Here is a 7,988-nt window from a genome sequence, read left to right on the forward strand (position 1 = left end):
CACCCCATATCGAAATGATCAACCGGTGATCGCCGCCAACCGCGTCGGTGGATCGAGGCTAAGGGGATCTAGGGTGAACTGGACGGGTGGGGCGTGCAGCGCTCCGCGCTGGCGGGCCATTCGAAAGAGCGGTCGGTGTTCGGCCGTTCGGTCACCTGAGGCCCCCGGCCGCACGCGGGCTCATCGGTCCCGCGAACGGCCAAGGGCCAAGGCATTATCGTCCTCGCGTCTTCTGGCTCTGGCGGTAGCGGCTCTGCAGGAAGTCCGCGACCCGCTGGATGTCACGAGGGGTGTTCTGGATGTCGTTCCACTTGCGCACCACACCGTCGGGGAAGACCCACTCACCTTCGGTCCAGTGGCAGTCGTCGGCGATCACCTTGAGGTCGGCAGCGAACTCGTCCACCTCGATGAGGCCGTCGCTGTCGTCACGGGCGTGTCTGATTGCGTCCATGAGGTAGCCCATGCTGATGATGCCCGCACCGTGCATGAGACGTGACCTGCGGGGAGGTTTGTTCCACGCGTCGGGGAAGACCTGCTCTACCGCACCCCAGAAGTTGTACAACAGGGTGAGCATCTCGCCGGTGTAGGGCAGCGCCTCGTCGTTGCGGTAACGATAGAGGGCACCGTCGGACAGGCTGTTCTCCAACATCCGCAGTATGGAGTTGTCCTTGATGTAGCCGCCCGGGTTGGTCGGCGTCTGGATCATGCGGTACAGCGGGGACCGCAACTCGTCGAAGTTGAGCTTCTCGAGCAGGGTGGCCGGCAGTTGGCGTACCCGCAACGGAGCGGGAAGCGCACCGGAGGCACCGGGCAGCAACTCGTGGATCAGCCCCTTGGGTAGTGCCTTCGTCGAGTTGACCAGGATGAACTGCGAACGCTGGTCGGCGGTGCCGTTGGCGATGAACGCACTGATGCTGACCGGAAACGCGTCGATATTGGCATCGCGGATGGCGGCGCAGCGCTGCTGGCCGTCGACGATAAACCCCGGCCGGTGGTGCTCCGGCCCGTCGACGAGCGGGATGACCAGGGTGCCTGTCTCGACGTAACCGGGGCCGTCGGCGTCGGTGCCACCCCCCGGTTCAAAGCGCACCCGCTCGTCGAAGGCGATGACGATCGCGTTGGGCAGCAGCGGGCTTTCATCAGTTTCGATGTATCGGCGGATCGCCGCGACGTGGGCGAGGACCTCGGGTCGCTGGTAACCGTGCAGTTCGGTCCGCTCGTCGCGCCGGACCCGGGAGACGGTGGCGATCTGCGGTACGAGCTTGCCGTCCATCGCGAAGGTGTAGAGGCTGCGTCCACGACCCTGATGGATCTTCAGGGCGGGCAGCCGGAGTTCGGGCACGACGGCTGCAGAGCGGTCATGTCGGGCCATGGTCACGCGGGGGTCCTTCCTTGTTGTGCGCGCAGCCGCTGTTCGAACACGTACAGGTTGTGGAAGCCGCGTCGCTTGTTGCGTTCGGTACCTCTGAAGACCACGATTTCTATGCCGATGGCCCTACACAGGTCGCAAGGACAGTTCCGCCAGGGCCGGTCTGCCAGGGTCGCACGATACTGCGCGCTACGGTCGGACTTGCCGTCCCACACGACGCTGTAGTCGACAAGTGCTTGGACGACCGGGTCAACGTCGATTTCGTCGGCGTCGTACTGGCGGAGCCGGGTCAGTGCAGTGCGTTCTAGGGCCAGTGCCTGGGCTTGGCTGATCTCGCCGGAGCGGATGCGGGCCTTGAGCTTGGGGTTGCCGTCGACCTGCGGTACGCGCAGGGCGACGTAGGTGCCGGTAGGTGTGTAGTAGTTGTCGCGGTCGTCCTTGAATGCTTGACGGAATGGTGAGGTGCTGTCAAAGCTGGTAACGCCATGGGCGGCGAAGGTGGGGACGTCGTCGCAGCGGCTGATACCCAGAAGGTGCAGTTGCGTGGTGGGCTCACGGACCTGGCCGATCGCGGCGAGGCAGGCGAGGATCTCCTGGGTCTTGAGGGGGACCATGCCCCCGAGCGCGATGCGTTGGTATCCGATTCGTTGCAGGGCGACGACGGCCTCGGCGTAGGAGTGTGGGCTCCAGCCTTGGGCCACGCCGAGGGGGGTGAAGCAGACTCGGCGTGATTTGCAGCGCTGCCAGAAGTCCGTAGCCAGAGTAAGGGTGATTTCCTGGCGGCGTACCCACTCGGCGGCGTGCTCGTCGTTGCGGGCTGCCTTGGGCTCGTATTGAAAGATGACGTGGTCAACGGCGATGCCGTAGTGGAATCCACAGCCATCGTAGAAGTCGATGACCTCGTCGACGCTGTAGGGCGGGTACTCCTCAGCGACGTAGGAGAACGCTCCACAGTCGCCCATGATTTTGAGCGGTGTGTGGTCCCGGTCGAGGCGGAAGAAGCGTCGGGCGCCCTCGCGGTAAAGGCGGTGGCGTTGCGCGGCTGTGTACTTGCCGGTTCCTCCGCCGGCCTTGCCGTCGACGATGGCCTTGGAGACCAGCAGCCCGTCGAAGGGGGCTTGGGTGAGTACCTCGTGGGCGTACAGGTCGTCGCGTTGCCGGACGCGGAACGGGTCGCGTTCTTCGGTGACGAAGTCGAAGCCCGGGTCGACCTGGTCCTGGCTGTCAGGGAAGAAGAACCTCACGACAGCTCTGCCCGGGTGTTGTGGTAGAGGCGGATGAGGTAGTTGGACAATTCTTGGATGTGCCGGTGCATGTTTTCAATCTCGTTCCAGCGCAGGCCTAGGTCGTCCCAGACGCCAGCGGTCCAATGACAGTGCGGTGCGATGAGGGCAAGGTGTTGGCGGATGGTCTCCGGTGCGTTGGGGCTGCGGGGATCGACGGCGCCTAGGATGCGGTCCATCAGCCGGCCCATCGCGCGGATCCCGGCACCGTGCATGAGGCGGCTCTTGGTAGCCGGCAGTCCCCAGGCGTCGGGGAAGGTGTCGCGCACCGCAGCCCAGTAGACGTACAAGGCCTGCAGGATCGCTTCGAAGTCGGTCTCGTTGCGGCTGACGTCGCGGTACGGAAACAGGCAGCCTGACGATGAGGTCAGGCTCTCATTGAGCATGTTCACCACCACCGTGTCGGTGATCACCGCGTGGGGTGTCTGTTCCCGGCTCGTGGAGGCCCGTTTGATCAGCCCGTACATGGGCGAGTTCGGATCGGTGTTGAGGACGTCACACAGCGCGGCGGGCGCCTTGCGGATCGCCAGACGAGGGGGCAGTGGGCTGTCGACCTCGGGCAGCAGTTCGGTGACGAGCCCGCGCGGCAAGGGTCGGGTGTTGTTGACCCGCAGAAACTGGTCGCGTTGGAGGGTGACACTGTCGGCGACGAAGGCAGTGACGGGAACCGGAAAGCCGCGGCGTTGGGCCCGCGCCAGGGCGAGGGCCCGCTGCTGGCCGTCAACTATCCAAGCTGGCTTCGGCTTGCCCTTTGCCGGTAGTGGAATGGTCAGCTTGCCGGAGGTGGCCAGACCGTCGCCGACGCTGGGGCCGCGGCTGGACTCGAACTTCGCGCGGGAGGACAGCGCGAGGATAATCGGGTTCGGGAACAGCGCGCCGTCGGTGTTGAGATAGTCGATGATCTCCTCGACGTGCCGGCGTACCTCGGGGCGCTGGTAGCCGATGAGGTTGCCGGCCTCGTCGCGGCTCACTCGAGAGATGTCGGCGATTTGCAGGACCTCGTCGGCGCGCAACGCGAACATGAAGAAGGGGTAGGTGCTGCTCTGATCGATCCGCAGCGCCCGGCGGACGAGGTTCTTGACAGAGGGGGCGGCGGGCATCAGCGCCTCACCTGGGCCGCGACGTCGGCGAACAGGGTACGGAATCGGGACTGTTCGCAGGACTGCCCGGACTGACGTAATTGGCGCAGCAGGCTGGTCGCGGTGGCGGGCCCGTTGGCGAGCTGGCGCCGGATAAAGTCGCGCAGGGCTTCGTCGCTGAGCTTCTGCCCGACAGGCCGCCGGCTGGGGTCAGGCGGCGCAGTCGTGGTGGCTTGTTCGGCGACTTTGTGCAGGGTGGCGTGGGACAGGTCGTCGGCTGCTGCGGTGAGCAGGTGGGCGGCGGCGCGAACGTTGAGCGCTTGCAGGCTGCCGCCGACCACTGGCCGAAGTGCGGCGGTGACCGGCACGATGAGGTCATCGATATCCGGGCACCGCCCGGGCGGGCCGATGATGGCCAACTGTTCGCGGTCGGCCAGGCAGTCGGCGGCTTGGCGCAGGTCGTCGGCGCAGGCGCGTAAGTACGCCTCGGACAGCACCGCAATGACGACCGCGTGGGGATTCTGGCGAGCCAGTGTCGTGAAGGAGCGAGGGGCGTGGCTGTCAGGGCCGCTCCAACGGTTCAGTCTGCTCCACCAGTCGCGCATGGCGGCCGACGAGGATCCGGCCGCGTCGGCCTCGCCTGCCGTGAAGGTGGCTGCGTAGGGTGCGATCGGAGTGTCGGCGGCGATCAGCCCGTAGCCAGCGGAGCAAACCCACAGTTTCGTCGCCTGTGGCAGGGTGGCAGGAAGGCGACGAGCGACCTGCCAGTGTTCACCGGCGTATAGGTCGATAGCGGCGACTCGGTCAGCATTGAAGGTGGACAGCCGGTAGGCCCAGGCGACGAAGCGTTGCTCTGGCCGCTGTTCGTGCAGACTGCCGAGTCGCAGCTGATCGGGCACGATGCGGGTCTTGCGGTTGGCGCAGGTGACCACCAGGTGCACGGGAAAGCCAGCTATGCCGGATCTCGACATCACGTGTCGCCGCCAGTCGCGGAGTTGGTCCATTCGAGCTGCGCGAATGCGGCGTGGTTGTGGATGCTCTCGTCGTTGACCACGCGCACCCGGAACCGGCTCACACGAGGGTCATCGCGCAACGCCAGGGCAACGTGGCGGGTCATATCTTCAACAAATACCGGATTGTCGTAGCCGGCCATAGTGACATGACGCTCGTCCGGCCGCTTGAGCAGCGCGTAGACCGGTGAGGACGCCGAAGCTTCGGCGACATCGATGAGGTCGTCGAACCATAGTTCTTCCGGGCCCACCGGGTGGACTTCGATGGTGACGTAGCCGCGTTGGTTGTGCGCCCCTCGATCACTGATGGCCTTGCTGCAGGGACACACGCTTGTCACGGGCACGCGGGCCTGCAGCGTCAAGACCGGATTGGCTGCGCTCACGCTGGCGGTCAACGCACACTGGTATTCGCTGAAGGATCGCGCGCCGGTGACCGGGGCCTGCCGCTCCAAGAAGTAAGCGAAGGTGAGATGGACGCGGGCGCTGCTGCTGCCCATACGCATACGAAGGTCCTCCACCAGGCGCAGCGCACTCCCCGGCGCGACCTCGTCCCGCCAGGCGTGCAGCACTTCCACGAAACGGCTCAGATGGGCGCCTTTGACCTCAGCGTCGAGGCTGACCGACATGTCGGCGGTGGCGACAGTTTCGCGTTTGGCCCCCTGGTCGTCAGCGATCAGAAGCGGGTAGCGCAGCCCTTCGATGCCGACCTCATCGAGGGCAACCCCCCGCTGGTCGGGCAGTGCCTGCACGTCGGGAAGCATCACCGCTCTCCTCGATAGACGCAGCCGGAGGTGCACGTTTCACGAACCATGACGGTCGACAACGGAAGTTGATCGATCAGTCGGTCCCAGATCCACCGGGCCAGTACTTCGCTGGTCGGATTCTCCAGGCCGGGCACCTCGTTGAGGTAGTAGTGGTCAAGTTGGTCGAGGAGCGGTTGGAACGCCTTCTTGAGCTCGCCGAAGTCCAAAACCCAGCCCGCTTGGGGTTCAACGTCGCCCTGGACATGGACTTGAACCCGGTAGGAGTGACCGTGCAGGCGGGCGCACTTGTGCCCGACTGGCACGTTCGGCAGCCGGTGTGCGGCTTCGAAGGTGAACTCTCGGAAGATTTCCATCAGGCAATTCCTATATACTTGTGTGTCTGCAGACTCAGCTGCCACTGCGGATGGTCAAGGCAATACCGCACCGCAGCCTCGGTGTTAGCTACCCTGTCAGGGCCATCCATGGGCTGCAGCAGAAAGTGCTCGAAGGCGAGGTCTTCGAACAGTTGCGGCTCAGCCCCGACCTGCGGGTAGACCAGCTTGAGGTCATGACCGCGGGTAAGCACAAGGTCCGCGCCCGCCTTGGGGCTGACGCAGATCCAGTCAAGCCCGGCTGGCGCCGGCCGAGTGCCGTTTGTCTCGACCGCGACCGTAAAGCCCTCGGCGTGGAGGGCCTGCACAGCGGCCTCGTCCAGTTGCAGCAGCGGTTCACCGCCGGTGCAGACGACGTAGGGGCGGCTACGAGGATGGGATTTCCCCTGCCAGGTCTTGGCCACGGCCGCGGCCAGATCAGCCGCAGACCGGAAACGACCCCCACCTGGGCCATCCGTGCCAACGAAATCGGTGTCGCAGAATCGGCAGATGGCGCGATGCCTGTCCGACTCACGCCCGGTCCACAGGTTGCAGTTGGTGAACCGGCAGAACACCGCGGGCCGGCCCACATGTGTTCCCTCACCCTGCAACGTGTAAAAGATCTCCTTAACGCGGTACACCGACCTCACCCAGCCGCCGGGGCCAGAGCGGGGTCGGTGCGGCCGAGTTCCGCGAAGCCGCGACCGCGCAACAGGCAGGAGTCGCAGGTTCCGCATGCCCGCCCGTCGGCCGGGTCATAGCAGCTGTGTGTCCAGGCGTAATCCACGCCCAACTCCAGACCTCGGCGAATCGTCTCGGCCTTGGTCAGCTGGATCAGCGGCGTGTGGATACGCAGCCGTTGGCGACCCTCTACGCCGGCCTTGGTGGCAAGGTTGGCCATCTGCTCGTAGGCGGCGATGTACTCCGGGCGGCAGTCGGGGTAGCCGCTGTAGTCGAGTGCGCTGACGCCGATGAACACATCCGAGGCACCCAGGGTCTCTGCCCAGGCCAGCGCGAAGGACAAGAAGATCGTGTTCCGGGCGGGCACGTAGGTAATCGGAATGTCGCTACCGAGGTCGTCAGCGCTGTCGTGGTGCGGCACGGCGAGAGCGTCGTCGGTCAGCGCCGAGCCACCGAAGACGCGCAAATCGATGTCAGCGACGACGTGCTTGACTGCTCCGAGGTTCGCGGCTACGCGGCTCGCGGCTTCGAGTTCCACCGTGTGCCGCTGGCCGTAGCGGAAGCTCAGCGCGTACGCTTCGTACCCCTCGTGCACCGCCATCGCGAGCACTGTGGCGGAGTCGAGCCCCCCGCTAAGTAGCACCACAGCCCTGCGCTTCGCCGCAGACATATGCCGACCTCCGCCTCTCCACTCGGGTCCGAGAAACTGCAAGGTCGCGCGCCGAAGGTCGGCCGCAGTTTCGGCGGTTAGCCTACCGAACTACTGAGAACGATGGAACGCGCCTCGGGAGGCGTCGGCGACGCCGGCAGCAGCAGATCGCTCGACCACTCAGTGTGACGGCGACTGCCTCGATTGGTGAGTGCGACTGGTGTTTCAAGGGCACCTCTCTTGCTAACTGCAGTAGATCGGTTCGCCAGGATGTCGCACTTTCCTGCACCACCAGGGCTGAACCTCTCCAGAAACTCGCCGCCGTTCGGTAGATCAAGGTCATGCAGGGGTACGGCGAGGACGTACGGCATGACTGCTCCGAGGAGTGCTGCGTGCAGCCGAGCGTGCCTGGGCAACGAGCAATGCGGCGAGCCGCACGTCGTCGAGCCCGACCGTCGCAAGCGCTGTAGCGGTGACCAGTTGCCGTGCGTCAGCGGTTGCCTGCTCACGTAGGTCCACCGGGGTCACCTCGTCGGCCGGGTCGGCTCTGCACCGTCGCGCCGGAGATCGCCGAGCTTCAACATCAAAGACGCCTCGGCGGTGTGTGTCGTCGCAGGGAACCCGCAGGATCGGCGGACATCGGAGGCCACACAGCGCATTCCGAGGGGACGACCTACTGCGCACGTTCGCGCCTGGCTCGGTCGAGACCCGCGCGCTGCACCTGGCCGCCGACGCGCTAACCTCGGTCTTTCATTTGGGCGGCTGTTCATAGTTGCTGTTCGATGAAGACGGTTCGGGATTCG

Annotated in this window: 8 protein-coding genes; all 8 read right to left on the reverse strand. The window is 65.3% G+C overall.

All coding sequences use genetic code 11. The annotated features are described in order from the left end of the window. Nucleotides 1-214: 214 nt before the first annotated feature. From dbpB (V6U90_RS31715) to queC, 8 genes are read right to left on the reverse strand one after another with little or no spacing between them, the layout of a single operon-like run. Nucleotides 215-1,342, reverse strand: coding sequence for a DGQHR domain-containing protein DpdB (gene dbpB, locus V6U90_RS31715; RefSeq protein WP_334444573.1), 1,128 nt, complete (start codon nt 1,340-1,342; stop codon nt 215-217). Between the two features lie 32 nt (nt 1,343-1,374). Next, the gene (gene dpdA / locus V6U90_RS31720; protein ID WP_334444575.1) at nt 1,375-2,613 is read right to left on the reverse strand and encodes a tRNA-guanine transglycosylase DpdA; all 1,239 of its coding nucleotides are present in this window, start codon (nt 2,611-2,613) and stop codon (nt 1,375-1,377) included. Next, a complete protein-coding gene (gene dbpB / locus V6U90_RS31725; protein ID WP_334444577.1) occupies nt 2,610-3,752 on the reverse strand; it encodes a DGQHR domain-containing protein DpdB in 1,143 nt (380 codons plus the stop codon). Before dbpB (V6U90_RS31725) ends, dpdA begins: the two co-directional genes overlap by 4 nt. After that, the gene (locus V6U90_RS31730) at nt 3,752-4,672 is read right to left on the reverse strand and encodes a hypothetical protein (protein ID WP_334444579.1); all 921 of its coding nucleotides are present in this window, start codon (nt 4,670-4,672) and stop codon (nt 3,752-3,754) included. Before V6U90_RS31730 ends, dbpB (V6U90_RS31725) begins: the two co-directional genes overlap by 1 nt. A gap of 29 nt (nt 4,673-4,701) precedes the next feature. After that, a complete protein-coding gene (gene folE2 / locus V6U90_RS31735) occupies nt 4,702-5,502 on the reverse strand; it encodes a GTP cyclohydrolase FolE2 (protein WP_334444581.1) in 801 nt (266 codons plus the stop codon). Further along, nucleotides 5,502-5,858 (reverse strand): 6-carboxytetrahydropterin synthase QueD, encoded by a 357-nt coding sequence (queD, locus tag V6U90_RS31740; RefSeq protein ID WP_334444583.1) that lies wholly within the window; start codon nt 5,856-5,858, stop codon nt 5,502-5,504. The genes folE2 and queD overlap by 1 nt, the downstream gene beginning before the upstream one ends. Then, the gene (gene queE / locus V6U90_RS31745) at nt 5,858-6,496 is read right to left on the reverse strand and encodes a 7-carboxy-7-deazaguanine synthase (RefSeq protein ID WP_334444585.1); all 639 of its coding nucleotides are present in this window, start codon (nt 6,494-6,496) and stop codon (nt 5,858-5,860) included. Before queE ends, queD begins: the two co-directional genes overlap by 1 nt. A gap of 5 nt (nt 6,497-6,501) precedes the next feature. Next, entirely contained in the window at nt 6,502-7,206 is a 705-nt protein-coding gene (gene queC, locus V6U90_RS31750) for a 7-cyano-7-deazaguanine synthase QueC (protein WP_334444588.1), read from the reverse strand. Nucleotides 7,207-7,988: the final 782 nt, after the last annotated feature.

The sequence above is a fragment of the Micromonospora sp. CPCC 206060 genome, from assembly GCF_036906895.1.
In the GTDB taxonomy this organism is placed as follows: Bacteria; Actinomycetota; Actinomycetes; order Mycobacteriales; family Micromonosporaceae; genus Micromonospora.